Annotated in this window: 24 protein-coding genes; 11 read left to right on the top strand and 13 right to left on the bottom strand. The window is 69.0% G+C overall.

Annotated elements, in window-relative coordinates; genetic code table 11:
• Positions 1-32 precede the first annotated feature (32 nt).
• Positions 33-1,247: a glycosyltransferase gene (locus ACIOSY_RS00120; RefSeq protein ID WP_400847101.1), complete on the top strand. Its 1,215-nt coding sequence runs from the start codon at positions 33-35 to the stop codon at positions 1,245-1,247.
• Positions 1,248-1,252: 5 nt separating this feature from the next.
• On the top strand, positions 1,253-2,467 hold the full coding sequence (locus ACIOSY_RS00115) for a glycosyltransferase (RefSeq protein WP_400849050.1): 1,215 nt from the start codon (positions 1,253-1,255) through the stop codon (positions 2,465-2,467).
• Between the two features lie 107 nt (positions 2,468-2,574).
• Here ACIOSY_RS00115 and ACIOSY_RS00110 read toward each other — a convergent pair whose 3' ends face one another.
• Both ACIOSY_RS00110 and ACIOSY_RS00105 read right to left on the bottom strand, forming a co-directional pair.
• Positions 2,575-3,369, bottom strand: a complete 795-nt coding sequence (locus tag ACIOSY_RS00110; RefSeq protein ID WP_400847098.1) for a hypothetical protein — start codon at positions 3,367-3,369, stop codon at positions 2,575-2,577.
• Between the two features lie 48 nt (positions 3,370-3,417).
• A complete protein-coding gene (locus ACIOSY_RS00105; protein WP_400847095.1) occupies positions 3,418-3,579 on the bottom strand; it encodes a hypothetical protein in 162 nt (53 codons plus the stop codon).
• Positions 3,580-3,667: 88 nt separating this feature from the next.
• On the opposite strand from ACIOSY_RS00105, the gene ACIOSY_RS00100 reads away from it, so the two are divergent.
• A complete protein-coding gene (locus ACIOSY_RS00100) occupies positions 3,668-4,639 on the top strand; it encodes a GlxA family transcriptional regulator (RefSeq protein WP_400847092.1) in 972 nt (323 codons plus the stop codon).
• Between the two features lie 109 nt (positions 4,640-4,748).
• Here ACIOSY_RS00100 and ACIOSY_RS00095 read toward each other — a convergent pair whose 3' ends face one another.
• Positions 4,749-5,447, bottom strand: coding sequence for an NRDE family protein (locus tag ACIOSY_RS00095; protein WP_400847088.1), 699 nt, complete (start codon positions 5,445-5,447; stop codon positions 4,749-4,751).
• 264 nt (positions 5,448-5,711) lie between these two features.
• Between ACIOSY_RS00095 and coaBC the strand changes: the two genes are divergently transcribed.
• Together coaBC and ACIOSY_RS00085 are read left to right on the top strand one after the other, a co-directional pair.
• A complete protein-coding gene (gene coaBC / locus ACIOSY_RS00090) occupies positions 5,712-6,926 on the top strand; it encodes a bifunctional phosphopantothenoylcysteine decarboxylase/phosphopantothenate--cysteine ligase CoaBC (protein ID WP_400847084.1) in 1,215 nt (404 codons plus the stop codon).
• Between the two features lie 98 nt (positions 6,927-7,024).
• Positions 7,025-9,217 (top strand): ATP-dependent Clp protease ATP-binding subunit, encoded by a 2,193-nt coding sequence (locus ACIOSY_RS00085; protein WP_400847081.1) that lies wholly within the window; start codon positions 7,025-7,027, stop codon positions 9,215-9,217.
• 71 nt (positions 9,218-9,288) lie between these two features.
• On the opposite strand, the gene ACIOSY_RS00080 is transcribed toward ACIOSY_RS00085, so the two are convergent.
• From ACIOSY_RS00080 to ACIOSY_RS00065, 4 genes are all read right to left on the bottom strand, one after another.
• A complete protein-coding gene (locus ACIOSY_RS00080; RefSeq protein ID WP_400847078.1) occupies positions 9,289-10,800 on the bottom strand; it encodes an APC family permease in 1,512 nt (503 codons plus the stop codon).
• A 129-nt stretch (positions 10,801-10,929) separates the two neighbouring features.
• On the bottom strand, positions 10,930-11,517 hold the full coding sequence (locus tag ACIOSY_RS00075; RefSeq protein ID WP_400847075.1) for a nitroreductase family protein: 588 nt from the start codon (positions 11,515-11,517) through the stop codon (positions 10,930-10,932).
• Between the two features lie 192 nt (positions 11,518-11,709).
• A complete protein-coding gene (locus ACIOSY_RS00070) occupies positions 11,710-12,828 on the bottom strand; it encodes an ABC transporter permease (protein ID WP_400847072.1) in 1,119 nt (372 codons plus the stop codon).
• Positions 12,825-13,721 (bottom strand): ABC transporter ATP-binding protein, encoded by an 897-nt coding sequence (locus ACIOSY_RS00065; RefSeq protein WP_400847069.1) that lies wholly within the window; start codon positions 13,719-13,721, stop codon positions 12,825-12,827. Before ACIOSY_RS00065 ends, ACIOSY_RS00070 begins: the two co-directional genes overlap by 4 nt.
• A 93-nt stretch (positions 13,722-13,814) precedes the next feature.
• Here ACIOSY_RS00065 and ACIOSY_RS00060 point away from each other — a divergent pair, with 93 nt between their 5' ends.
• Complete coding sequence (locus tag ACIOSY_RS00060; RefSeq protein ID WP_400847066.1) at positions 13,815-13,940, top strand: hypothetical protein; 126 nt, start codon at positions 13,815-13,817, stop codon at positions 13,938-13,940.
• Positions 13,941-13,948: 8 nt separating this feature from the next.
• On the opposite strand, the gene ACIOSY_RS00055 is transcribed toward ACIOSY_RS00060, so the two are convergent.
• Positions 13,949-15,136 carry a benzoate/H(+) symporter BenE family transporter gene (locus ACIOSY_RS00055; RefSeq protein ID WP_400847063.1) on the bottom strand — a complete coding sequence of 396 codons (1,188 nt, stop codon included), beginning with the start codon at positions 15,134-15,136 and terminating at the stop codon, positions 13,949-13,951.
• An 82-nt stretch (positions 15,137-15,218) separates the two neighbouring features.
• Here ACIOSY_RS00055 and ACIOSY_RS00050 point away from each other — a divergent pair, with 82 nt between their 5' ends.
• Complete coding sequence (locus ACIOSY_RS00050) at positions 15,219-16,226, top strand: hypothetical protein (RefSeq protein ID WP_400847059.1); 1,008 nt, start codon at positions 15,219-15,221, stop codon at positions 16,224-16,226.
• 3 nt (positions 16,227-16,229) lie between these two features.
• On the opposite strand, the gene ACIOSY_RS00045 is transcribed toward ACIOSY_RS00050, so the two are convergent.
• The 3 genes from ACIOSY_RS00045 to ACIOSY_RS00035 are packed head-to-tail and all read right to left on the bottom strand — an operon-like array spanning position 16,230 to position 19,760.
• A complete protein-coding gene (locus tag ACIOSY_RS00045) occupies positions 16,230-16,943 on the bottom strand; it encodes a response regulator (protein WP_400847056.1) in 714 nt (237 codons plus the stop codon).
• Complete coding sequence (locus tag ACIOSY_RS00040) at positions 16,940-18,421, bottom strand: sensor histidine kinase (RefSeq protein ID WP_400847053.1); 1,482 nt, start codon at positions 18,419-18,421, stop codon at positions 16,940-16,942. Before ACIOSY_RS00040 ends, ACIOSY_RS00045 begins: the two co-directional genes overlap by 4 nt.
• Positions 18,405-19,760, bottom strand: coding sequence for a DUF222 domain-containing protein (locus ACIOSY_RS00035; protein WP_400847050.1), 1,356 nt, complete (start codon positions 19,758-19,760; stop codon positions 18,405-18,407). The genes ACIOSY_RS00040 and ACIOSY_RS00035 overlap by 17 nt, the downstream gene beginning before the upstream one ends.
• A gap of 221 nt (positions 19,761-19,981) precedes the next feature.
• Here ACIOSY_RS00035 and ACIOSY_RS00030 point away from each other — a divergent pair, with 221 nt between their 5' ends.
• The gene (locus ACIOSY_RS00030) at positions 19,982-20,422 is read left to right on the top strand and encodes a VOC family protein (RefSeq protein ID WP_400847047.1); all 441 of its coding nucleotides are present in this window, start codon (positions 19,982-19,984) and stop codon (positions 20,420-20,422) included.
• 2 nt (positions 20,423-20,424) lie between these two features.
• Positions 20,425-21,057 carry a dihydrofolate reductase family protein gene (locus ACIOSY_RS00025; RefSeq protein WP_400847045.1) on the top strand — a complete coding sequence of 211 codons (633 nt, stop codon included), beginning with the start codon at positions 20,425-20,427 and terminating at the stop codon, positions 21,055-21,057.
• A 378-nt stretch (positions 21,058-21,435) separates the two neighbouring features.
• Here the strand turns inward: ACIOSY_RS00025 and ACIOSY_RS00020 are convergent, their stop codons facing one another.
• On the bottom strand, positions 21,436-22,251 hold the full coding sequence (locus ACIOSY_RS00020; protein WP_400847042.1) for a Cof-type HAD-IIB family hydrolase: 816 nt from the start codon (positions 22,249-22,251) through the stop codon (positions 21,436-21,438).
• A 10-nt stretch (positions 22,252-22,261) separates the two neighbouring features.
• Positions 22,262-23,107, bottom strand: coding sequence for an exodeoxyribonuclease III (locus ACIOSY_RS00015; RefSeq protein WP_400847039.1), 846 nt, complete (start codon positions 23,105-23,107; stop codon positions 22,262-22,264).
• Between the two features lie 97 nt (positions 23,108-23,204).
• On the opposite strand from ACIOSY_RS00015, the gene pyrE reads away from it, so the two are divergent.
• Both pyrE and ACIOSY_RS00005 read left to right on the top strand, forming a co-directional pair.
• On the top strand, positions 23,205-23,765 hold the full coding sequence (pyrE, locus tag ACIOSY_RS00010) for an orotate phosphoribosyltransferase (RefSeq protein WP_400847036.1): 561 nt from the start codon (positions 23,205-23,207) through the stop codon (positions 23,763-23,765).
• Positions 23,762-24,664, top strand: coding sequence for an ROK family protein (locus tag ACIOSY_RS00005; RefSeq protein WP_400847033.1), 903 nt, complete (start codon positions 23,762-23,764; stop codon positions 24,662-24,664). Before pyrE ends, ACIOSY_RS00005 begins: the two co-directional genes overlap by 4 nt.
• Positions 24,665-24,755: the final 91 nt, after the last annotated feature.

Here is a 24,755-nt window from a genome sequence, read left to right as displayed (position 1 = left end):
GGGGCACTCCTGGCCGCGAACCGTAAGGCAGCATGTCTGTTTCTCCCTCCGACCCGACGAGCGCACCCGACACCGGGGAGCGACCGCTGCGCATCCTGATCGGCGCCGACACGTTCGCCCCCGACATCAACGGCGCCGCTCGTTTCGCGGAGCGCCTCGCCGCCGGCCTCGTGCAGCGCGGGCACGAGGTGCACGTCTCGGCTCCGAACCAGGCCTACCGCCGGGCGAAGGCGCACACCGAGATCATCGAGGGCGAGCGCATGACGCTGCACCGGCTGCCGTCGGTGCGCTGGGCACCGCACGACTGGCTGCGCTTCGTGTGGCCGTGGCGCTCGAAGCACTACGCGCGCACCGTGCTCGATCGGGTCAACCCCGACGTCGTGCACATCCAGTCGCACATCGTGATCGGCCGCGGTCTCGCCCACATCGCCCACGAGCGCGGCATTCCGGTGATCGCCACCAACCACGTCATGGCCGAGAACATCCTCGACCACTCGGTCTTCCCCGACTTCATCGACAACCTGGTGCTGAAGTTCGCCTGGGCCGACGCGAAGCGCACCTTCGGCCTCACGCGCTCGATCACGACGCCCACCCGTCGTGCGGCCGACTTCCTCGAGAAGACGGTCGACATCACGGGCGTCATCCCGGTCAGCTGCGGCATCGACCGCACCCAGTACACGCCGGTCATCGGCCCGCGCGACAAGAACCGCATCGTGTTCGTCGGTCGCCTCACCGCCGAGAAGCAGGTCGAGGTCATCCTCCAGGCGATGACGAAGCTCGACCCTGCGCTCGAGACCACGTTCGACATCGTCGGCGGTGGCGACCAGCGCAAGCAGCTCGAGAGCCTCACGGCCCAGCTGGGCCTCGCCGATCGGGTCACCTTCCACGGGCGCACCTCCGACGAAGAACTGCGGGCCGTGCTGTCGCGGGCGAGCCTGTTCGTGATCGCGTCGATCGCTGAACTGCAGTCGATCGCGACGATGGAGGCGATGGCGTCGGCGCTGCCGATCGTCGCAGCGGATGCCGTGGCCCTGCCGCACCTCGTGCACGACGGCGAGAACGGCTACCTGTTCGAGCCGGGCAACGTCGACGAGCTCGCCGCCCGCCTCACCGACGTGCTCACCGCGGAGCCCGCCGAGTACGAGCGCATGCAGCAGGCATCGCTCGACGGCGTGCTGATCCACGACATCAACCGCACCCTCGACACCTTCGAGGCGCTGTACCGCGACGCACCGCTGCCCGAGTGACACCCATGCACGTCGTGTTCTTCGGGGACCAGCACCTCGACTCGCTCGGCGGGGCGCAGGTGTCGATGCGGTTGCAGCGGGAGTTCCTCGAACGCGCCGGGCACACGGTGACGGTGGTCGCGCCCCGGATGCACGGCGCGCGCGCGGCGGCGGGCGGACAGGCGGATGCCGCGTACCTCGACCTGCCCTCGATGCCCATCACCCTCGACCGCGAGTACTCGATGAGCTGGCCGGGGCGCGGCACCGACCGCGTGCTCGATCGGGCGATGACCACGCGTGCGCCCGTCGACCTCGTGCACGTGCAGGCCGACTTCTGGGGGGCGTTCATCGGTCACCGGTTCGCGCAGCGCCACGGCATCCCCGTGGTGCACACCATGCACAACCGCGTCGACGTCGGCATCGCCGCGGTCACTCCGCTGCACCGTCCCGTGCTCGGGGCGCTCAACGTATGGCGCCGCACGGCGATGCGCTCGATCGGCGCCCGCGTCGCCGGGAGTGACGGATGGGCGTTCCTGCGGGGTCTCGCGGCCGGAGCATCCGCCGTCACCGCTCCCTCGACGCACTTCGCCCGTCGGCTCGAACAGCACGGCGTCTTCGACTCGGTCGACGTGATCTGGAACGGCATCGACGACGACGTGCGCGAGGCGACGCTCGCCGCCGCGCCGGCGTCACGCCCGGCGGGTCGACCGCGGTTCGTGTGGCTCGGGCGCATGAGCCCCGAGAAGCGGCTGCTGCCTTTTCTCGAGGCATGGGTCGCGGCCGACATCGACGCCGACCTGGAGATCATCGGCGGCGGAGGGCAGCGCGCGGCGGCCGAGAAGATCGTCGCCGGACGCGAGGGCGTGCGGTTCGCCGGACGCCTCACGTACCCGCAGACGCTCGCCCGCATCGCCGCCGCCGACGCGCTCGTGCAGACGTCGATCGGCTTCGAGACGCAGGGCATGACCCCGTTCGAGGCGGCGACCCTCGGAACCCCGTCGATCATCTGCGACCCCGATATCGCCGACGAGCTCGGCGGCGGATTCTGGACGGTTCCGGATGCCGATGCGCCCGAGCCGCGACGCGTCGCCGCGCTGGCCGAGACGCTGCGGGGCGCAGCATCCGACATCACCGTCGGAGGTGCACCGACCCCGCTGCCCGAAGTCGCCGAGGCGTTCCGTCAGTCATCGCGCACCGCGGCCATGATCGAGGTCTACGAGCGGGTGCTCGCGGGGCGCTGAGCCCCCGGATGGTTCAGCCGTGACGATCCGCATCCACGCGGACGATCTGCACCCGGAATGGCCGGCCGGCGGATGCCGAGCGTCGCACCGAGTGCAGATCGTCGCGCTCAGAAGAACGAGTAGAAGAGCGTCGAGATCCAGCTGACGATGATGCTGGCGACCTGCGCTCCACCGATGCCGATCGCGATGCCGGGGAGCAGCTTCGAACCGGGCCGGCGCGCGGCGAGCAGGCCGAGGACCAGGGCCGTGGCGGCCCCTGCCAGCACGAGGAGGTTGACGAACCCGCCGACCACGCCATACGTGGAATAGGTGTTCACAGACGAGAGCCAGAGGAACGGGCCGCTCAGGGTGGTGATCAGCGCGACTCCCAGTGCGGCCAGCGCGATGATGAAGGCCGTGCGCCCGAGCGGGTCGCCCGCCTCTTTCGGGCGAGCGGGCGCGGAGGGGGCGCTGGCATAGTTCGGCTGCGTGGCCGCGTAGGGCGCGGCGCCGGGATGCGGGGCATTCTGCTGCTGCGGGGCACCGTACTGCGGGGCACCGTACTGCGGGGCGCTGTGCTGCGGTGTCGGCTGTCCGTAGGTCGGCTGTCCGTACGGCGGCTGCGGAGCGGACTGTCCGAACGGCGGCTGCGGAGCGGACTGTTCCGGGGTGCTCGGCGCATGCGCGGGTGCCGACGGCGGCTGCGGTGCCGCCTGCTGAGGTGCCGCCTGCTGAGGCGCGTACTGCGGTGCCGAGGGGTGCGGCGGGGCGGTGGGCGGCTGCCCGCCCGACGGGTACTGGGGCTCGGCAGGGAGCGGAGCCGCGGCGGGCGGAGCCGGCGGATACGACTCGGCGGGGAACGACGGCGCCGACGGCGCGTTCGGGTCTGTCGGGGGAACAGGGGGCTGCTGCGGCTCGCTCATGTCCCCGAGCGTAGCCGGGTGCGCTCCGGTGCGGGAGAGGCCCGTCGATCAGCGATACACGTGACCCGACTCGGCGCGGTGCACCGGGTCGCCGTTCGTCACGCGGGTCCAGTCGGTGGGGGTGGCGCGGTAGCCGTCACGGCGGAGCTCGATGACCGTGGCGACGACCGCCCAGATGAGGAGTGCGGCGAGAGCGATGAGGAGTACCATGGCAGAAATGCTACGGTTGTCGGGAATCTGCCACGAGTGGCAGATTAGACGTATATCGTAGGAAATCTGCCAACCGGGGAGTGTGTGCATGAAGACGGTCGCCTGCATCGTGCAAGACGGCTTCGCGCCGTTCGAGTTCGGCCTGGCGTGCGAGGCCTTCGGTCTCGACCGGGCCGACGACGGCGTGCCCAACTTCGATTTCCGGGTCGTCGCTCCGCACCCCGGCGTCGTGCAGTCGAAGCTCGGCTTCTCGATCAACGTCGAGCACGACCTCTCGTTCGCCTACGAGGCCGACCTCGTCGTCTTCTGCCCGGTGCCGCGGTCGTACTGGCCCCAGATCGACCCGCTCCTGCTCGAGGTGGCACGCGATGCGGTCGATCGCGAAGCCTGGGTGCTGAGCGTCTGCAGCGGCTCGTTCATCCTCGGCGCTGCCGGAGTGCTCGACGGCCGCCGCGCGACCACGCACTGGATGTACTCCGACATCATGGCGTCGATGTACCCCGAGGTCGACGTCGACCCCGACGTGCTGTTCGTGCAGGACGGGCGCATCATCACCAGCGCCGGCACCGCCGCCGGCATCGACGCCTGCCTGCACCTGCTGCGTCAGGAGATCGGCGCCGAGCTCACCAACCGCATCGCCCGCCGCATGGTCGTGCCGCCCCAGCGCGACGGTGGCCAGGCGCAGTTCATCGACCGCCCCATCCCGGTCGTGCCGAGCGATTCGCTCGCCGCGGTGGCCGACTGGGCCGTCGAGCATCTGCGTGACGACCTCGGCGTCGATCAGTTGGCGGCGCGCGCTCTCATGTCGCCGCGCACCTTCGCCCGCCGGTTCAAGGCCGAGTACGGCGCGACGCCGGCGGCCTGGCTCGCCCGACAGCGGATCATCCATGCCCAGCGGATGCTCGAACGCACCGACTTCTCGCTCGAGCGCATCGCCGACGAGTGCGGCTTCGGATCGGCGGCCGTGCTGCGCCAGAACTTCGCGCGCGTGATCGGCACCACTCCGACGGCCTATCGCGCCCGGTTCTCGTGCGCGACGTCGGAGGCGCCCGCCGCCTGAGCATCCGGCATCCTTCGTCTCGCTGCGCTCGCTCAGGAACCGAGCGGGGAGCGCAGCGACGAGACGAAGGGTTCACCGTCGTCACGAGGGCCCCGCGCAGAGCCCGGCCTCACTCCCAGTGCGCGGGCGAGGGGAGGGCGTGGTCGTGCACGTCGACGCCCGCGGTAGTGACGGATGCCGTGGCGTACAGCAGCGACTGCGTGGGGTAGCCGTGGGGACGGTTGTCGCGAATGATCGCGCGATCGTCTTCGGGCGCGAGTCCGGCGCTCTCGGCGAGCAGGGCGATCCAGTCCGCGGCCCAGTCGTCGCGCGCCGACGCGGGTTCGAGAGCGCGGAAGCGCGGCAACCAGGTGAGGATGCGCGGGGTCACGGCATCATCGAGATCATCGTGCGCGATCATGTGCGTGCCCGGTGTGACCGGCGTCACGCGCAGGGTCACGCCGTCCCACGAGATCACGCGAGCGCCGTCGGGCCCGACCTCGAGCAGGTTGAACCCGTGCATCGGCAGGGGACCGTCGGGGGAACGTCCGCTGACCGATTCGAGGGCGAGCGAGCCGCGTGACACCGCTCGGTCGTCGGCCAGGTCGCGCACGTCGGCGCGGTTGAGCAGCACGGCGAGACGCCGCTCGGCCGGGTTGACGGCCAGCCAGGCGCCGCCCGCGCGCCGGTCGCGGATGCCGATCACTCCCGGGTACTGCTCGGGCCACCAGGGGCCAAGCCCGTCCCACTCGCGGAGGGGGTCTTCATCGCGCACCGCGAGCAGTCGCGCGGATCCAGCATCTTCGACATCGATCACGACCGTGCACACGTCTTCGAGTCTAGATCGGCCCCCGAGCAAGGAGACCGATCCGCGTGAGGGGTCACAACACGCCGCGTGAACGAGGGTGCGTGCGGCGTGTCTTGACCCCTCGCGGGGAAGGGCGAGGGCTGACGGATCGTGAGGGGCCACAACACGCCGCGTGAACGAGGGTGCGTGCGGCGTGTCTTGACCCCTCGCGGGGAAGGGGCGAGGGCAGAGCCACCCCGAGAGGTGACCGCCCGCGCCGCCGGATGCTGCGGCAGAATCAGAAGGGTGAACATCGTCGTCGGAGTGACGGGCGGGATCGCCGCCTACAAGACCGTGCACCTCGTGCGCCTGCTCACGAAGGCCGGTCATGACGTGACGGTGGTGCCGACCGAAGACGCGCTGCGGTTCGTGGGCACGCCCACCTGGGAGGCGATCAGCCGGCACCCGGTCACGACGAGCGTGCACGACGACGTCGCGAAGGTGCGCCACGTCGCCCTGGGCCAGGCGGCCGACCTGGTGATCGTCGCCCCGGCCACCGCGAACACGATCGCGTCGATGACGGCGGGCCTCGCGAGCGACCTGCTCGGCACGACGCTGCTCGCCACGGTCGCCCCGGTGGTGATCGCCCCCGCCATGCACGCCGAAATGTGGCGGCATCCGGCGACGCAGGCGAACATCGCGACCCTGCGAAGTCGCGGGGTGCACCTGGTGGGACCGGCCGAGGGCGAGCTCGCGGGCGGCGACACGGGCCCCGGGCGCATGTCGGAGCCCGAGGAGATCTTCGCCGCCGCCGAGGCGCTGCTCACCCCGCGCGATCTCGCCGGTCTGCGCGTGGTCGTGTCGGCCGGCGGCACGCGTGAGCCGATCGACCCCGTGCGCTTCCTCGGCAATCGATCGAGCGGTCGGCAGGGTGTCGCTCTCGCCGCCGAGGCGGCTGCGCGCGGCGCCGACGTGGTGCTCGTGGCCGCGCACGTCGAGTCCGACGTGCGCGCGATGGCGAAGCATCCGTCGGTCCGCATCGAGAACGTCGGTACGGCGGCCGAACTGTCGGTCGCGATGGCGGATGCCGCGGCCGACGCCGACGTCATCATCATGGCGGCCGCGGTCGCCGACTACCGGCCGGCGCGGGTCGCGGAGCACAAGCTCACGAAGGAGCAGGGTGTGCTCGACCGCATCGACCTGGTCGAGAACGAAGACGTGGTCGCGGGGCTCGCGGCTGCGCGATCCGCGGGTGGTGCGCCCGACGGGCAGACGATCGTCGCCTTCGCCGCCGAGACCCTCACGGATGCCGACGAGCGGCGTGAGCGCGCTCGCCGCAAACGCGAGCGCAAGGGCGTCGACCTGCTGGCGGTGAACCTCGCCGATGCGGAGCACGGCTTCGAGCGCGCCGACAACGCGATCGAGATCATCGGGGCCGATGGCGCGGTGGTGGGCGAGGCATCCGGAAGCAAACGAGAGGTCGCGACCGCGATCTGGGATGCGGTGCAGATGGTGCGCTGACCTGGACATTGTCGAAAATGCCGCACCCTGTTAAACTTGAGTCAACGTCACTCAACTTTGAGTGATACTGACCAGAAGGAGTCTCCCAGGAGGGACAGATGACCACCCCGCAGAACGACGACCAGCAGTCCGCCCTCGAGCAGTTCGGGATCAACCTCACCGACCGTGCACGCCAGGGCAAGCTCGACCCCGTGATCGGACGTGACAGCGAGATCCGCCGCGTCAGCCAGGTGCTCACCCGCCGCACCAAGAACAACCCGGTGCTCATCGGCGAGCCCGGCGTCGGCAAGACCGCCGTCGTCGAAGGCCTCGCCCAGCGCATCGTCGCCGGCGACGTGGCCGAGTCGCTCAAGGACAAAGAGCTGATCACCCTCGACATCTCGGCTCTCGTGGCCGGTGCCATGTACCGGGGGCAGTTCGAAGAGCGACTGAAGAAGGTGCTCAAAGAGATCACCGAGTCCGACGGGCAGGTCATCACCTTCATCGACGAGCTGCACGTACTCATGGGCGCGGGTGGTGGCGAAGGGTCGGTCGCGGCATCCAACATGCTCAAGCCCATGCTCGCGCGGGGAGAGTTGCGCCTCATCGGCGCGACCACGCTCAACGAATACCGCGAGTTCATCGAGAAGGATGCGGCGCTCGAACGCCGCTTCCAGCAGGTCTACGTGGGCGAGCCGACGGTCGAAGACACGATCGCCATCCTCCGCGGGCTCAAGGAGCGCTACGAGGCGCACCACAAGGTCGCCATCTCCGACGGTGCGCTCGTGGCCGCGGCATCCCTGTCGAACCGGTATCTGCCGGCCCGCCAACTGCCCGACAAGGCCATCGACCTGATCGACGAGGCCGCCTCGCGCCTGCGCATGGAGATCGACTCGGCGCCGGTCGAGATCGACGAACTGCGCCGGCACGTCGACCGTCTGAAGCTCGAAGAACTCGCTCTCAAGAAGGAGAAGGACGCCGCGTCGAAGGAGCGTCTCGCGACGCTGCGCGCCGACCTCGCCACCGAACAGGCCAAGCTCGGCGAGCTGCAGGCCCGATGGGAGCGGGAGCGTGCGTCGCTCAACCGCGTCGGCGACCTGAAGACGCGTCTCGACGCCGCCCGCAGCGACGCCGAACGGGCGCAACGCGAGGGCAACCTCGAACGCGCCTCGCGACTGCTCTACGCCGAGATCCCCGCGCTGGAGCGCGAGGTGATGGAGGCCGAGTCGAGCGAAGCATCCGATGAGCGCCGCATGGTCAACGACCAGGTCACCGACGAAGACATCGCCGGCGTCATCGCCGCGTGGACGGGCATTCCCGTCGGGCGTCTGCTGCAGGGTGAGACCGAGAAGCTGCTGCACCTCGAATCCGAGCTCGGCAAGCGACTCATCGGGCAGAAGGACGCGGTCAAGGCCGTGTCGGATGCCGTGCGCCGTTCGCGAGCGGGCATCAGCGATCCCGGTCGCCCGACCGGTTCGTTCCTGTTCCTCGGACCCACCGGTGTCGGAAAGACCGAACTCGCCAAGGCGCTCGCCCAGTTCCTCTTCGACGACGAGCACGCCATGGTGCGCATCGACATGTCGGAGTACGGCGAGAAGCACTCCGTGTCGCGGCTCGTCGGCGCCCCTCCGGGATACATCGGCTACGAGCAGGGCGGCCAGTTGACCGAGGCGGTGCGGCGTCGTCCCTACAGTGTGATCCTGCTCGACGAGGTCGAGAAGGCGCACCCCGAGGTGTTCGACGTGCTGCTGCAGGTGCTCGACGACGGTCGCCTGACCGACGGGCAGGGGCGCACGGTCGACTTCACGAACGTGATCCTGATCCTCACGTCGAACCTCGGATCCCCGATCCTCATCGACCCGATGATCGCACCCGACCAGAAGCGCGAACAGGTCATGGCGCTCGTGCACCAGGCTTTCCGTCCCGAGTTCCTCAACCGGCTCGACGACATCGTGATGTTCCAGGCGCTCAGCGAAGACGATCTCGCACAGATCGTCGAGCTGTCGGTCGATCAGCTGCACGCGCGGCTGCGCGACCGTCGCCTCACACTCGCGGTCACCCCGGATGCCCGGTCGTGGCTCGCCGAGCGCGGCTACGATCCGATGTTCGGAGCCCGGCCGCTGCGCCGCCTCATCCAGAGCGAGGTGCAGAACAAGCTGGCGACGGCGCTGCTCTCGGGCGGCGTGCGCGACGGCGACACGGTGCGGGTCGATGTGGCCGCCGATGGCACGGGACTCGTGCTCACCTCGACCGCTCCGGCCGTTGAGCCGGATGACGACGATGTGATCGAAGCCCAACTGCTCGACGACTGATCGTTGCGGCCCGACGCTTCGACAGGCTCGGCGACCCAGTAACCGGGACCTGAGCCTGTCGAAGGGCCGCCCTACTTCAGTCGTTCGCTGCGGATCCCGCTGATCGCGTCGGCTTCGAGGCCCTGCCCGATGATCGAGTGGCGCCGCGAATACGCGAAGTAGATGACCATGCCGATCGCCAGCCAGATCGCGAAGCGCACCCAGGTCTCGGTGCTGAGGTTGAGCATGAGCCAGAAGCAGGCGATCGCCGAGATCCACGGCAGCCACGGCGACAGCGGCACCATGAACGGACGCTCCAGGTCGGGGCGGCTCTTGCGTAGGATCGGCACGCCGATGCTCACGAGCACGAACGCCGACAGGGTGCCGATGTTGATCATGTCGCCCAGCACCTGCACGTCGAAGAATCCCGCGATGATCGCGATGATGACGCCGACGATCAGCTGGATGCGGATCGGGGTGCCGCGCTTCTTGTCGGTCACGCTGAGCGCGCGGGGCAGCAGGCCGTCGCGGCTCATCGCGAACATCACGCGCGCGAGACCCATGAGCAGCACCATCACTACGGTGGTGAGGCCGACGAGGCTGCCGATCGCGATCACCTGAGCCGCCCACGTCGCGCCGACGAGTTCGAAGGCGCTGGCCAGAGACGGCTCATCGAGCTTCGCGAGCTCGGTGTACGAGACCATGCCGGTGATGACGATGGCCACGAGCACGTAGAGCACGGTGACGATGATGAGGCCCAGGATGATGCCGCGCGGCACGGTGCGCTTCGGGTCCTTGGTCTCTTCGGCGCTGGTGGCGACGACGTCGAAGCCGATGAACGCGAAGAACACGAGCGCCGCTCCGCTGAGGATGCCGAAGACGCCGTAGACCGTCGGGTCGGAGCCGGTCATGAACGAGAAGAGCGACTGCGTCCAGACGCTCTCCGAGGCGGCTCCGGCTCCGGCGGGCGGCACGAACGGCGAGTAGTTGGCGCCGTTGATGAAGAACAGTCCGACGACGATCACGAACAGCACGATCGCGACCTTGATGATCGTGAACACGCTGTTCACGCGGCTCGACAGTTGGGTGCCCAGTGCGAGCAGCAGGGTGAAGATCGCGACGATCACGACGGGACCCCAGTCGAATGAGACCGAGCCGAGTTGGATCGACATGGGGATGTCGAGGTTGAACAGCGACACCGTGTCACCGAGGTAGACGCCCCAGTACTTGGCGATCACGGCCGAGGCCATGAGCATCTCGAGGATGAGGTCCCAGCCGATGATCCAGGCGAGGAACTCGCCGAGAGTCGAGTACGTGAACGTGTAGGCAGAGCCTGCGACGGGGATCGACGAGGCGAACTCGGCGTAGCAGAGGATTGCCAGGCCGCAGACGGCCGCGGCGATGATGAACGAGATGATGACGGCGGGCCCGGCGTGGCGGGCGGATGCCTCGGCCCCGACCGAGAAGATACCGGCGCCGACGGCCACCGCGACACCCATGACCGCGAGGTCCCAGACGCCGAGCGAGCGCCGCAGGGAGCGTTTCTCGTCGTGCGTTTCGGCCATCGACTGTTCGACGGATTTCACTCTGCGCTGAATGGCCATGCGGACGATTCTAGGTCGTGGTCGACGCGCTGTGTCCCTCACAAAAACGCTCCGGTCGCGAAAAAGCCCGGTATGCGGAAGGCATACCGGGCTTTTCTGCGACCGGAGCGTCGAAGCGGATGCCTCAGCTCAGGCGCTGAGGATGACCGTCTCGGCGATCGGGCGGCGCACGCGGGGCGCGGTCTCGCGCTGCTGCAGAACCTCGGGCAGGGTCTCGACGTCACCGAACTCGCCGACGGCGAAGACCGTGACGGCGGAGAAGCGCGGGTCGAGGTCGGCGAACTCGCGCACGACCTCGGGGTCGAAGCCGCTCATCTGGTGCACGAGCAGACCCTCGTGGTGCGCCTGCACCGAGAAGTGGGCGACGGCCTGGCCGAGGTCGTAGAGCGCGTGGGTGATCGGTGCGCCCTCTTCGGTGGTGGTCTCGGCGACGGCGACGACGAGCACGGCCGCGTTGACGGCCCATGCCTGGTTGAAGCCCATGAGCGAGTCGACGATCTGCGCGTGCAGGGCGGTGCCGCGGCGCGCGACGATGAAGCGCCAGGGCTGCGAGTTGTTGGCCGAGGGCGCCCAGCGGGCGGCCTCGAGCGAGACGGCGAGCTTGGTCTCATCGATCGCGTTCTGCGCGTCGTAGGCACGCGGGCTCCAGCGCGCTGCGAGCACGTCGAGGACGGGGTGTTCGGTGGGAGCGGTGCGATCGATGGTGGGAGTGCTCACGGTGGTGCCTTTCAGACGGAAGAGCCGGTCGGACTCCGTCGTCCGCGTACAGGGGGTGAAAACGCATGTGCGCGCATGCATATTCCCGTGTTCCCGATGGTTTCGCTGTGCGTCGTGTCGTGGCGTCGTGTCATGACAGAACCCCCGGTGGCGAGCATCCGCCTCCGGGGGTTCTGCGCGTGCGTGCGCGTGTCAGCCGCGCAGCGCCTCGCCGAGCTTCACGCGCGAGCCCATGCGCAGCAGCGAGTTCTCGTAGATCTTCGCGCCGATCGCGATCGCGACCACGCAACTCACGAGCAGGATCACCAGCGACAGCAGCGGCTCCCACCACTGCGCCTCGCCGACGAACAGGCGCATCGGCATCCCGACCGGCGCCGAGAACGGCACGTACGACATGATCGTGAGCACCAGCGGGTTGTCGTTGAAGACGATGACGAGGATGTACGGCGCCATGATCAGCATCGTGATCGGAGTGGTCGTCGCGCCGATGTCTTCCTGACGCGACACCATCGAAGCGGCCGCCGCGAACATCGAGGCCAGCAGCACGAAGCCGAACAGGAAGAACACCGCGAACCAGATGATCGGGGCGCCGAGCACCGACAGCACCTCGTTCTGCCCGGTGACGATCAGTCCTATCGTCGCGATCGCGGCCAGACCGACGATCTGCGCCATCGCGAGGATCGTGTTGCCGATGACCTTGCCGGCGAGCAGCGTGCGCGCCGGGATCGCCGACAGCAGCAGCTCGACCACACGGGTCTGCTTCTCTTCGACCACGCTCTGCGCGATCGTGCCGCCGAAGGTCGACGCGGCCATGAGGAACACGATGCCGAAGCCGAGCGCGATGAAGTATCGCAGCAGCGGGTTGGTGGTCGCGGGTTCGAGGATCTCGACGGTCGGCGCCTGAGAGAGGCCCGCGACGATCGAGCTCGGTGCGTCTTTCAGCGCGATGACCGTGAAGCCGGTCGCTCCATCACCCGGCACGACGGCCGCATCGACCTTGCCGTCGCGCACGAGCGCCTCGGCGGCATCGGCGTCGGCGACCTCGGTGACCTTCACATCGGGCAGGGCCGACACGGCGGATGCCGTCTGCGACGTCGCGGCGATCGGCGTCGCGTCGGTGTTCTTGCTGGCGAAACCGCCGATCAGGATGCCGGCGAGGGCGATCAGCATGAGCACGACGGTCGAGATCACGAACGCCTTGCTGCGCAGCTTCGATCCGATCTCGCGCTCGGCGACGAGCCAGATGCCGCTGGAGCTGCGGATGGGCGTGCCGCCCCGGGGTGCGGTCGCTGAGCCTGTCGAAGCGTTCACTGGATGACCTCCTTGAAGATCTGAGCGAGAGACGGATGCTTGGGCGCGAAGCTGGCGACATCGCCGCGGTCGACGGCCGCGCGGAGCACGCGCTGTGCCGTCTCGGGACCGTCGGCGTCGAAGAGGGCGTAGCCGCCCTCGAAGTCGACGACCGTGACGCCCGGTTCGGTGCGCAGCCATCCGGCATCGCCCGCCGAGACGAGTTCGTAGCGGCTTCCGGCGTGCTGGGCCCGCAGGCCGTCACGCGAGCCTGCCGCGCGGATGGTGCCGTTGGCGAGGATGACGAGGTCGTCGCAGAGGCGTTCGACGACGTCGAGCTGGTGCGACGAGAACAGGATCGACGCGCCCTTGGCCGCGGTCGCCTGCAGCGTCGAGGCGACGACATCGACGGCGAGAGGGTCGAGGCCCGAGAACGGCTCGTCGAGGATCAGCACCTCGGGGTCGTGCACGAGGGCCGCGGCGATCTGCGCACGCTGCTGGTTGCCGAGCGACAGCGATTCGATCGTGTCGTTCAGGCGCTCTTCGAGCCCGAGCTCACTGAGAAGCGCGGTGGCGCGGGTCGTGGCATCCGGCTTGCTGAAGCCGTGCAGGCGGGCGAGGTACACGATCTGCTCGAGCACCTTCATCTTCGGGTACAGGCCGCGCTCTTCGGGCATGTACCCGAAGCTGCGGCGGTCTTCGGTGGTGATCGGGGCGCCGTTGAGGTTCACGGTTCCCGCGTCGGAGGAGAGGAGTCCGAGGACGATCCGCATGGTCGTCGTCTTACCCGCACCGTTGCCGCCCACGAAGCCGGTGAGCCGGCCGGGGACGACGTCGAAGGAGACATCGTCGAGCACGCGCCGCGAGCCGTAGCTCTTGGTGATGCCGTGGAGTTCGAGCTTTCCTGTGGTCATGCCTCCACGTTAGGGAACGCGGGTGGGGCGGGGCATCCCCCGTGCGGGGGATAGTCGGCTGTTCATTGTTGTCCGCCGTTGTCCGCCGTGCGGATGACCCGGGTGGAGGGCGGTGACGATCTGCACGCGGGTGACGCTCGGCATCCGGATCGGCGCTGGTCGGGATGCTGGGCGTCGTGGTGGATGCTGATCGTGCGGTCGTTCCTCGGGGAGTCCTGAGGTTCGTGTCAGCGGCGGGTGTGCAGCACGGTGCGCACGACGAGTCCGGCGACGAGGGCCCAGAATGCGGCGCTGACGCCGATCACGGCGATGCCGGACGCGGCGACGAGGAAGGTGACGACGGCGGGCAGGCGCTCGCCGGGGTCGTCGATCGCCTGTTGCACGGCCGAGCCGAAGGCGGCGAAGAGGGCGAGTCCGGCGACGGCGGGGATGACGGCGGTCGGTGCGAGCAGCACGAGCGCGGCGAACGCGGCCGAGAAGATGGCGAGCACCAGGTAGGAGGCGCCGGTGGAGACGCCGGCGACCCAGCGGCGCTTCGGGTCGGGGTCGGCGTCGGGTGCTGCGGCGAGGGCGGCGCTGATCGCGGCGAGGTTGATGGCGTGGCCTCCGGCTGGTGCGCCGAGGGCGGTGCCGATGCCGGTGACGAGCATGGCGGGTCGCCAGGGCACTTCGTAGCCGAAGCTGCGCATGATCGCGACGCCCGGCACGTTCTGCGAGGCCATCGTCACGATGAAGAGGGGGAGGGCGAGGCCGACGAGTGCGCCGAGGGTGAACGTCGGCGCGGTGAGTTCGATGTGGGGGAGGAGGATGCCGGGGTCGACGGGCGCGCCTGCGCGGATGAGTGAGGCGGCCACGACGATCGCCGCGGCGACGAACGCCAGCGGCACGGCCCAGCGCGGGGCGAGTCGGGCGACGATCAGCCAGGTCAGCACGACGGGGAGGACGCCCCAGGGGTTGGCGACGAGGCCGGTGATCGGGGCGAGGCAGAGGGGGAGGAGCACTCCTGCGAGCATCGCCTGCGCGATCGACGGAGGGATGCGTGCGATGAGGCTGCCGAGCGCGGGCCAGAGCGCCGTGAGCAGGATGAGTGCGGCGGTGACGAGGAACGCGCCGACCGCGGCGGGCCAGCCTCCGTCGACGGAGCCGGTCGCGGCGAGGAGCGCGGCCCCGGGCGTCGACCACGCGACGGTGATGGGCATCCGGTATCGCCACGCGAGGATGACGCAGGAGAGCCCCATCGTGATGCTGACGGCGAGGAGTCCGCTGGCGGCCTGCGCGGAGGATGCGCCGACGGCATGGAGGCCCGTGAGGACGACCGCGAACGAGCTGGTGAACCCGACCAGTGCGGTGACGACGCCCGCCAGAATCGGGCGCGACAGCGGGGCGGCGGATGCAGCGGACGTGTCGACGGACATGGATCCGAGGCTATCGCTCCGGGAATGCAATACTGCGTGTGGGGAAGGGCCGATGAGTACCTGAGCGACAGGGATCGGACCAATGACGAAAGCTTCTACGACGGGCAGTTCGCCGACGATGTCTACGGCACGCCGTGAGCGACGCGTGTGGATCATGGTGGGCGCGGTCGCGCTCGCCGTTGGTGGCTATCTGACCGCGGCAGTGCTGGTATCGAACTCCAGCGATCCGTCGGAGGTGGTGAGTTCGTACCTCGCGGCGATCGCCGACGGCGATGCGTCTGCCGCCGCGCAGATCATCGACCCCGCAGAGTCCGACATCGATACGACCTACCTGACCGATGATGTCCTCGGCGCCGCCACCGAGCGCATCGAGGTGGTGTCTGTCTCGACGACCGAGCGTGAGGGCAACACCGCGGACGTGGAGGCGACGATGCGCCTCGCCTCGCAGACCTTCACCCATACGTTCACGGTGACCCGAGATGCGAGTGCCTTCTGGTTGCTGCAGCCGGGGTGGCACGCAGACTCCTCGCCGCTGACGGTCGACGCGGACGTGGTCGTGGCGGACGGCGGTTCTTTCGACGTAGAGCAGGTCGACCTCGCTGGGACCGAAATTGATCTCACCGAAGACTCTTCGCGTTCCCGGACGGCTGGGGTGCAGGTGTATCCCGCTGTCTATGACGTGACCGGACCCGACCTGGGCCCCTACTTCACGATCAAGCCCGGCGAGCTGGTGGCCATCTCGCCGGCGGTGGCGGGCCTCTGGGTAGAGCCAACCGAGGAGCTGAGCACGGCCCTGCTGGATGCGGCCAAGGTCCGGGCCGACGCCTGCGTCGAACCCGGAACTTCGACGGATGCCGCCTGCCCAATCTTCATCAGGCACCAGGACCCATCAGCCACGGCGGTCGTTCAGGCACCGCACGACCTGTCGTTCGTGGATGGTCGCCAATTCATGGTCTCCGTGGTCTTCTCGTACCCCGCTGCGGATGGCACGTGGTCGTCAGACGGCACGAGTCGTTCCTCGACCGCTCTCGTCGGCAAGTACACGGTCGACGGCGAAGAGGTCACGGTCGAATTCCTCCCCTGGGACTAGCCTTCAGGCGAGCCCGAGGCGGTGGGCGAGCACCACAGCCTGCACGCGATCGCGCGCGCCGAGCTTCTGCAGAATGCGCGAGACGTGAGTCTTCACGGTCGCCTCGCCGATGAACAGTGCGGCCGCGATCTCGGCGTTGCTGCGGGCATCGGCCAAAAGGGTCAGCACTTCCGCTTCGCGGTCGGTGAGCGGCTCGGCCAGCACGGTGGCGACCGGCACGGATGCTGCAGCGGGAGCAGGCGCGGATGCCGTGCCTCGGCCACCGGTATCCGTCCCTGCCCGCTCTGACGCGAACCGGGCCATGACGCGGCGCGTGACCTCGGGCGCGAGCATCCCGTCGCCGGCGGCGAGTGCACGGACCGCGGCGATCAGGTCTTCCGCCGCCGCGTTCTTGAGTAGGAACCCGCTCGCGCCGGCGTCGAGCGCCGTGTAGAGGTAGTCGTCGCGGTCGAAGGTCGTGACGATGGCGATCGCTGAGCTGACGCGGGGGTCGGCGACGATGCGCCGGGTGGCTTCGATGCCGTCCATGTCGGGCATCTGCACGTCCATCGTGATGACGTCGGGGAGAAGGGCTGAGGCCTGGGCGACGGCGTCTGCTCCGGTCGCCGCTTCTCCGACGACCGTGATGTCGGCCTGAGTCTCGAGGATCGTGCGGAACCCGGCGCGGAGCATGGCATGGTCGTCGACGAGGAGCACGCGGATCGGGGAGTCGGTCATTCGGGGTTCCTCACCGGGGTCCTTGCTGCGTCTGCGGGTGGTGTCGACGACGGTGTTGCCGGTGCATCTGTGGGACTTGTCGACGACGGTGTTCTTGCCGCGCCAACGGGGCGTGTCTTCGACAGCGGCACGCGGGCGCGGACCCGCAGGCCACCGAGCGGTCGAGGCGTCACTTCGATCGTGCCACCGGAGGCCGCGGCGCGTTCGCGCATGCCGAGTTGCCCGAGGCCCGGTCGAAGGTGTCCGACGGTGCGCCCGGTGTTGACGATCTCGACCTCGACGCCGTGGTCGTCGTATCGCACCCGCACGTCGGCGGTGGCGCCGATACCCGCGTGACGGCGAGCGTTGGTGAGCGACTCCTGCGTGATGCGGTAAAGGTTGACGGCCACCACTGACGGCACGTCGACAGGCTCGCCGATCACGGTGTAGGTCGTGGGAAGCCCCGCCTCGGTCGATGCTTCGACGAGCGCCGGAACGTCGTCGAGGCCGAGCGTCGATGCCGACTCGGTCGTGTCGCCGCCCGGAGTGCGGAGGGTCTCGAGCAGTTGGCGGAGTTCGCCGATCGCATCACGCGCGGAGGACTCGATACCCGTCAAGATGTGTTTCGCCTGCGTCGTGTCGTGATCGATCACGAGCCGCGCCGCTCCGGCCTGCACCCCCATCACCGAGACGTGGTGCGCCACGACATCGTGCAGCTCGCGAGCGATGCGCACGCGATCGAGGGCCACAGCCTGCGCCGCGGTGACCTCGCGTTCGCGTTCGAGCTCGGTCGTGCGCTGTTCGAGCACGGACTTCTCGGAGGCGGCGAGCCATGAGCGCTCACCGAAGTAGTAGGCCCCGCCGAAGTAGAGCATGTTGAGCAGGATCTGAATGAGCATGAACGCGACGTAGGGCGACATGGCTCCCGCGACGACATCGGCCTTGTCTGCTTCGCTGATCGCGTCGCGGTACATCGAGATGAGGAGCCACCCGAACATGCCGACGATGATTCCGACCCGCACGAGCACGGCGGCGCGACGGTTGTTCATCCACGCACCGACGGTGTAGATACCGATGAACATCGCGATGTTGCCCACGTAGATCTCGGGGATCCGGATCGTGACAGCCGCGAAGTAGGCCGCCGACACGATGATCGCGACGGCTCCTGGCCAGCGACGCCGGAACGCGAGCGGGACGGTCACGACGACGGCGTAGACGAGCGCGGTCCACATCTCGGCCTGTTGGTCGCCGTAGATCTGAGAGATCGACGAGAGCACGGAGCTGAGGATCGCGCCGACGAACAGCACGGCGGCGAGCAGCGTGTCGCTGCGGCGCTCGCGGGCAGTCGGCGTGCGGATGAACTCGACGGACATCTCTCCACCGTAGGGGGAGGGTGCCTCCACGGCATCCCCCGCAGGGGGGACGACGGTCGTCAGCGCACCGGTGGGTCGCGCGCACAGCGTCGACTCGCCCGCCGCGTCTTCATGCCGCGGTGTCATAGCGCGCCCTCCCGCCCAGCCGGGGTGTGCGTGCGGCGTCGACGTTCGGCGGCGGCACGAACCAGACCCGCGAACGTATGCCTGTTCGGGAGATACGGATCTCCCAGCCGTTGTCGTGGATGCGGTGATGACAGCTCTCGCAGAGCAGCACGCCGTTGTCGAGATCGGTGGGCCCCGCGTCGCGGCTCCACCACCGAATGTGGTGGGCCTTCGTCATCTGCGGTGGCAGGCCGCACATCGCGCATCCGCCATCTCGCTCGACCAGTGCCAGACGCTGCGCCCGGGTGAAGAGACGTTTCTCCCGACCCCAGTCGAGGATCTCGCTGTGTGCGCCGAGCACCGCGGGGATCACGCCGCCGCCGGCGGCGAGGCGGCGGCATGCACCGATGCTCACGGCCTGATCGCTGCCGTCGATCACGGCGCCACCGGTGCCGTCCCGCAGGTCGTCGAGGTTCACGCGCACGACGACGGTCGCGCCCGTCAGCGGCATACCGCCGTTGTCGCACCCGGTCGCGTGCCCGCAGATCGCGGTGAGAGCATCGGCCTGGATCATCGCGACCGTGCGGTGGTCGGCGTCCGCCGCCTCGGGAGCCGGTGCCGTCGCGCGCGCCTGGAAGGTCGCCGTCACATACGCCTGGACGGCCGCTCTGATCGGCGCGCCGGAGGCGATGTCGGTCTGCAGATTCAGATGCAGCATGCCGTCGCGCTCGAACATGGTCAGCGCGCGCTGAGCGCGTGCCTCGTCTTCGCGTCGGCCCACTCCGATGGGATCGAGCCGGTCGCGCGCAAGAGTCACGAGGCGCCCTACCTCGTCGAGCGCGAGGCCGCGGGAGCGCGCGACCATCTGTCGCTCGATCTCGGCGATGTCACCGGCTCGTACCTTCGCCTGCACCCGTAGCCGATCGAGGACGGCGACGATCAGGGCTGCCGCGCCTGCCCCCAGTCTTCCTTCGCGGAGGGCGCTCTGCAGCGCCGGGTATCTCGCGGCAACAGGCTCGCCGACGAGATTCGTGCGCGGCGCCGTCGCCTCGCCGACCTTCACCAGCCGCGCGGCGTCACCCGCCGATCCGCCTACCGTCGATGCGATCATCGCGGCCGGAGTGCGGAAGCCCTGCTGCTTCGCAAGGCCCGTTGCCCCCAGTTCGGCGCGTGATTCGTGCGCGATCGCTGCCGCGACATCGGCGTGGACCGCATCGAGGCATCGCTGGAGCACGCCGATCGCTTCACTCGCATGAAGCAACTGGCCGCGGGTCAGATCGGACGCGTGATCGGACCCCGCCCATGCGCGTTCCAGGCGAGTGACCGCCTCGGTCAGCGGGGTCAGGGAGGAGTTCGTCATGATGTCCATATTAGAACATAGGTTCGATACTCGCCCTGTCCTGTGGACAACTCGACACCCTGAAAACACCCCGAAGAAACCCCGAAGCGAAACCCCGAAGAATCGCAAGAAAGAACCGGGGGAGAACTCGGGGGAGAACCCGTTGACGGCGCATCGGCACTTTGCGAGGATCGCTGCAGCGAGTCGGCACGTGTCGGGGCGCACACCATCGAAGGAGCCCCATGACCAAGGTCTTCGTCAACCTGCCCACCGCCGATCTCGAGCGCAGCAAGGCTTTCTACACGGCGCTGGGTTGCGAGATCAATCCGCTTTTCAGCGACGAGAATGCCGCGTGCATCGTGTGGAGCGACGACGTGTTCTTCATGGTGCTCACGAGGGCGTACTTCGCGACCTTCACCGAAAAGAAGATCATCGATCCGCTCATCGAAGCGCAGGTGTCGGTCTCGTTCAGCCGTGACTCGCGCGATGATGTCGACGCCATCCTCGCCCGGGGGCTCGCCGCGGGCGGCTCGGAGCCCAAGCCCGCACAGGACCACGGATTCATGTACTCGCGTGACCTCGACGACCCCGACGGCAACTCGCTCGGCTTCCTCTATATGAGTGAGGCGGCTGCCGAGCAGGGCCCCGACGCGCATCTCGGTGCGCAGGCGAAGGAGAGTTAGCCATGTCTGACGACGGCCGCGGTCGCATCCTGATCGATCTGTTCATGACACTCGATGGGGTCGCGCAGGGCCCGGGCGGCACCGACGAAGACACCTCCGGCGGGTTCCGCTTCAGCGGCTGGCAGGCCGGTTATCCCAGTGAGGGTGTCGGGCCCGAGATCGAGAAGGGCATGCGCGGGCTGGACGCGCTGCTGCTCGGGCGGCGCACGTACGACATCTTCGCCGGGTACTGGCCTCATCACACCGAGGGTGAGGAAGGACCGATCGGTCGGCTCTTCAACAGGGTTCCGAAGTACGTGGCGTCGCGGGATACCGGCATCGTTCTCGACTGGGAGGGCAGTTCGCGCATCGGGGCCGACCTCGAGGCCGAGATCGCCGACATGCGCGCGGCGCATCGCGAGGTGCACGTGATCGGGAGCCTCGACTTCGTGCATTCCCTGCTCGCTGAGGGCCTGTTCGACGAGCTGAATCTGTGGGTGTATCCGATCCTGCTCGGTGCCGGAAAGAAGGTCTTCGATGATGGGGCATTCCCGACGGTGCTCCGCCTACTCGCGCCGCCGGTCGCCGACGACAACGGTGTGACGCTGCTGCGTTACGGCCGCACGGATCGCGAGCCGGCGGTGGGCACCTTCTAGTCGTCGGCGACGATGCACCGGCCGGTGACCTGACCGATTACCCCCCCCTGGGGGCCGCGCGCCACGACACGCAGATCGCGGGCCGGCGGTGGGCGCCTTCTCGATGCGTGCGACTCGATGCACTGACCGGCGACCCGATGGATGATTCGGCGACCCGATGGCTGGCCTAGGCGGCACGGTAAATGGCCCTCGGACCGTCGGACGACCCGATGCGTGACCCGGCAACCCGATGCGTGACTCGGCAACCCGACGGATGACCCGGCAACCAATGCGTGACCCGGCGAGCCGACAGATGGCCCGACAACCGATGCGTGACTCGGCGACCCGATGCACCACCCCACGCCCAGCCCCCCACCCCACGCCAAGCCGGCCCGCGATCTAACCGCCCGCGACGACTCTCTCGATCACCCGCGCGACCCCGTCTTCATCGTTCGACAGCGTTACCTCGTCGGCGGCATCCCGCACGATGTCGTCGGCGCCGGCCATCGCGACGCCGTGACCGGCCCAGCGCAGCATCTCGACGTCGTTGAGGGCGTCGCCGAAGGCCACGACGTGGGCGCGATCGATGCCGAGGTGCCCGCAGAGGCGCGCGAGACCGGTGGCCTTCGTGACGCCCTGGGCCATGATCTCGACGAATGGGGCACCCGACAGGGTCGCTTCGAAGCCCGAGAGGCCCAGCGACCGCAGGGCGTCGAACAGCACGGTCGGTGCGAGCTCCGGATGCCGGATCACGAACTTCAGGCTGGGGGCGGCGAGCACCTGGTCGAGCGGCACTCCGCCCATGGTCTTCGGGTCGCGTTTGTGATCGGCGAGGTCGGCGATCTCGGCGTATCCCTGCTGTGCGACGAACGTCTCGCCGCCCTCGCGCACGCTCGCGAACAGCAGGCCCGGGATGCTCGCCCGCAGTGCCTCGGCCAGCGTGCGGATCGTGGCCGCGGGAAGCTCTTCGGCGAACAGCATCCGCCCGTCGGTGAGGTGCGTGGCATAGGCGCCGTTGCTGCACACTGCCCAGTCGCGGAAGTCGGCGTCGCCGGCGATCGCGCGCAGGCCGATCGGCTGCCGCGCCGTCACCGGGATGACGCGGCAGCCGCGCGCCCGCGCCGCGTCGAGGGCCGCACGGGTGCGCGGCGTCACCGACGATGACGAGTCGAGAAGTGTGCCGTCGAGGTCGGTCGCGATCAGCTGAACGCTCACGGGTGCAGCGTCACGAGAAGATCATGGGCAGGTCGTCGTCGTCTTCGGCCCCGCCGAAGTCGAGCTCGGCGACGACGGGCACGTGGTCGCTGGGCTGTTCGCCCTTGCGCTCCTCGCGGTGGATGGATGCTGCGGTCACCGCGTCGGCGAACGTGCGGGATCCGAGGATGAAGTCGATGCGCACGCCCTCGTTGCGGGGGAACTTGAGTCGCTGGTAGTCCCAGTAGGTGAACCCTTCGGGGATCAGCGGGCGCACGACGTCGGTGAGTCCGGCGTCGGCCATCGCGAAGAAGGCGGCGCGTTCGGCGGGGGAGACGTGGGTGGAGACGCCCTCGACGATGTCGGGGTCTCCGTTGTCGCCGTCGAAGGGGATGATGTTGAAGTCGCCGACGAGCGCGAGCGGCAGGTCGGGATTCGCGGCGAGCTCGGCGGCGGTGGAGTTCTTGAGCGCTTCGAGCCAGTGCAGCTTGTAGGTGTAGTGCGGGTCTTCGAGCGAGCGGCCGTTGGGCACGTACAGGCTCCAGACGCGCACCCCGTCGACCATCACGCCGAGCGCGCGGGCCTCGAGCGGAGCATCCGGACCCTCGTGGCCCTTGGCGAACCCGGGCATGCCGTCGAACCCGGTGCGCACGTCGCTCATGGGCAGGCGGCTGGCGATCGCGACGCCGTTCCACTGGTTGAGGCCGTGCACCTCGACCTGGTAGCCGGCCTCTTCGAACTTCTCGTAGGGGAATTGCTCGGGCTTGCACTTGATCTCTTGCATCGCCAGCACGTCGATGTCTTCGCGCACGGCGAATTCGACGGTGCGGGTGACACGGGTGCGGATGGAGTTGACGTTCCAGGTGGCCAAGCGCATGCGTCCAGCCTAGTTGCGGGGTCGGACAGCGTCGGCCGGAGCATCCGTTCGACATGTGACAGCGCAGTCATAGCGCGAACCTTCTACACTGAATGCCGTGACCGCACTCGACGCAGACCGCCAGAACCTCCTCGACCTCATCAAGGACGAGGCGGTGTTCCATGGCGACTTCACTCTCTCCAGTGGCAAGAAGGCGACGTACTACGTCGACATGCGCAAGCTCACGCTCGATCATCGGGCCGCCCCCGCGATCGGCCGCATCATGCTCGACCTGATCGGCGACCTCGATGTCGTCTCGGTCGGCGGCCTCACCCTCGGGGCCGACCCGATCGCGAATTCGGTGCTGCACGCCTCGGTCGCGACCGACCGCCCGCTCGACGCTTTCGTCGTGCGCAAGGAGCCCAAGGACCACGGCCGCGGCCGTCAGATCGAGGGCGCGGATGTCGCGGGCAAGCGCGTCGTCGTGCTCGAAGACACCTCGACCACCGGGCAGTCGGCGCTCAAGGCCGTCGAAGTGCTGCGCCGCGAGGGCGCCGAGGTCGTCGCCGTCGCCGTGATCGTCGACCGCAAGACCGGCGCGCAGGCCGCCATCGAAGCCGAGGGTCTCGCCTGGCTCGCCGCCTTCGACCTCGACGACCTCGGACTCGACCCGCAGTGACCCGCTACGCCCTCGCCGTCGACGTCGGCGGCACGAAGATGGAGGCCGCGCTCGTCTCCGAGGACGGCTCTCTCGTCGACGGCAGCCGCAGCCGCCAGGCGACCGGCCGCGAGGCCACCCCCGCCTCGCTCGACGCCGCGGTCGCCGCGATCGTGCAGCACGCGCTGGCCGCCCTCCCCGCCGGAGCCGAGCTCGTCGGCGCCGGAGCGGGCAGCGCCGGACCCGTCGACCGCCCGACCGGCACGATCGTGCCGGTCAACATGCCCTCGGCGCGCGGCTACGGCCTCGCCGAGGCAGTACGGCGCGAAGCATCCGCGGTTCTCGGGCGCGACCTCCCGACCATCCTCGGCCACGACGGCGGAGCGCTCGCGCTCGCCGAAGCCTGGCTCGGTGCGACGCAGGATGCCCGGGCCTCGCTGTCGATCGTCGTCTCGACCGGCGTCGGCGGCGGTTTCGTCGTGAACGGGGCGTACATCCCGGGCGCCTCCGGCAACGCCGGCCACCTCGGGCAGGTGCGCCGCGAGGGTGGGCTCACGCTCGAGGAGATCGCCTCCGGCCCGGCGAGTGCGGCCTGGGCGCAGCAGCAGGGGTGGACCGGAGCGACCGGCGAAGACCTGGCGAAGGATGCCGCGGCCGGCGACACCATCGCGCGCGCCGCGATCGAGCGTTCGGCGAAGGCCGTCGGCGAGGCGCTGGCGGATGCCGCGACCCTCGTCGACCTCGACATGGTCGCGATCGGCGGCGGCTTCTCGCGGGTGTCGGCCGACTACATCGACCTCGTGCAGCAGGCGCTCACCGCGAGCGCGGCGCACGAGTACTCCCGCCGCGCGCGCGTCGTGCGCTCAGGGCTCGGTGACGAGGGGCCGCTCATCGGTGCCGCGGCGCTCGTGCTGCGCTAGCTGTACTGACCCGGATCGTTGTTGACGTAGGAGAGACCTTCGGTGTCGAGTGGGAGCTGTCTAGGTTCCTGTTCGATCACACGAAGGTCTC

This window comes from Microbacterium sp. NPDC087665 (genome assembly GCF_044743285.1).
GTDB lineage: Bacteria > Actinomycetota > Actinomycetes > Actinomycetales > Microbacteriaceae > Microbacterium.
This window is presented reverse-complemented; position numbering and strand designations above follow the sequence as displayed.

Excerpts from the sequence above, each read along its gene's own strand:
- ACIOSY_RS00120 (WP_400847101.1), top strand. The coding sequence starts at position 33 with ATGTCTGTTTCTCCCTCCGACCCGACGAGCGCACCCGACACCGGGGAG.
- ACIOSY_RS00115 (WP_400849050.1), top strand. The coding sequence starts at position 1,253 with ATGCACGTCGTGTTCTTCGGGGACCAGCACCTCGACTCGCTCGGCGGG.
- ACIOSY_RS00110 (WP_400847098.1), bottom strand. The coding sequence starts at position 3,369 with ATGAGCGAGCCGCAGCAGCCCCCTGTTCCCCCGACAGACCCGAACGCG.
- ACIOSY_RS00105 (WP_400847095.1), bottom strand. The coding sequence starts at position 3,579 with ATGGTACTCCTCATCGCTCTCGCCGCACTCCTCATCTGGGCGGTCGTC.
- ACIOSY_RS00100 (WP_400847092.1), top strand. The coding sequence starts at position 3,668 with ATGAAGACGGTCGCCTGCATCGTGCAAGACGGCTTCGCGCCGTTCGAG.
- ACIOSY_RS00085 (WP_400847081.1), top strand. The coding sequence starts at position 7,025 with ATGACCACCCCGCAGAACGACGACCAGCAGTCCGCCCTCGAGCAGTTC.
- ACIOSY_RS00080 (WP_400847078.1), bottom strand. The coding sequence starts at position 10,800 with ATGGCCATTCAGCGCAGAGTGAAATCCGTCGAACAGTCGATGGCCGAA.
- ACIOSY_RS00065 (WP_400847069.1), bottom strand. The coding sequence starts at position 13,721 with ATGACCACAGGAAAGCTCGAACTCCACGGCATCACCAAGAGCTACGGC.
- ACIOSY_RS00060 (WP_400847066.1), top strand. The coding sequence starts at position 13,815 with ATGACCCGGGTGGAGGGCGGTGACGATCTGCACGCGGGTGACGCTCGG.
- ACIOSY_RS00055 (WP_400847063.1), bottom strand. The coding sequence starts at position 15,136 with ATGTCCGTCGACACGTCCGCTGCATCCGCCGCCCCGCTGTCGCGCCCG.
- ACIOSY_RS00050 (WP_400847059.1), top strand. The coding sequence starts at position 15,219 with ATGACGAAAGCTTCTACGACGGGCAGTTCGCCGACGATGTCTACGGCA.
- ACIOSY_RS00045 (WP_400847056.1), bottom strand. The coding sequence starts at position 16,943 with ATGACCGACTCCCCGATCCGCGTGCTCCTCGTCGACGACCATGCCATG.
- ACIOSY_RS00040 (WP_400847053.1), bottom strand. The coding sequence starts at position 18,421 with ATGACACCGCGGCATGAAGACGCGGCGGGCGAGTCGACGCTGTGCGCG.
- ACIOSY_RS00035 (WP_400847050.1), bottom strand. The coding sequence starts at position 19,760 with ATGACGAACTCCTCCCTGACCCCGCTGACCGAGGCGGTCACTCGCCTG.
- ACIOSY_RS00030 (WP_400847047.1), top strand. The coding sequence starts at position 19,982 with ATGACCAAGGTCTTCGTCAACCTGCCCACCGCCGATCTCGAGCGCAGC.
- ACIOSY_RS00025 (WP_400847045.1), top strand. The coding sequence starts at position 20,425 with ATGTCTGACGACGGCCGCGGTCGCATCCTGATCGATCTGTTCATGACA.
- ACIOSY_RS00015 (WP_400847039.1), bottom strand. The coding sequence starts at position 23,107 with ATGCGCTTGGCCACCTGGAACGTCAACTCCATCCGCACCCGTGTCACC.